Here is a 365-nt window from a genome sequence, read left to right as displayed (position 1 = left end):
TTGGCCAGCGCCTTGTCGACATTGGCCTTCAGCGGCGTGTTGCGCCCGCCGCGCGGCGCCTCGTCGGCCGAGATCACCAGCTTGGCGTCGCAGCCGTTGACCCGGTCGGCCAGCGCGTCCGGGCTGAAGCCGGCAAACACCACCGAGTGGATCGCGCCGATCCGCGCGCAGGCCAGCATGGCATAGGCCGCGGCCGGGATCATCGGCAGGTAGAGCACCACCCGGTCGCCCTTCTTCACCCCGAGGCTGTGCAGCACGTTGCCGAACTTGCTCACCTGGGCGTGCAGCTCGCGGTAGCTGATGTGCTGGCTGACGCCCGGATCGTCCGATTCCCAGATGATCGCGGTCTGGTCGCCGCGGCTCTC

1 protein-coding gene is annotated in these 365 nt (G+C 69.3%); it reads right to left on the bottom strand.

Features of this window, described 5'->3' with window-relative positions:
• The coding region (locus QSJ97_RS24770; RefSeq protein WP_285675173.1) for an AMP-binding protein at positions 1–365 on the bottom strand (365 nt) is incomplete at both ends.

Origin of the sequence: Paralimibaculum aggregatum (genome assembly GCF_030270585.1) — a bacterium.
Lineage (GTDB): Bacteria > Pseudomonadota > Alphaproteobacteria > Rhodobacterales > Rhodobacteraceae > Thermohalobaculum > Thermohalobaculum aggregatum.
The sequence above is the reverse complement of the archived record's forward strand: the minus strand, read 5'-3'. Positions and strand labels throughout refer to the sequence as shown.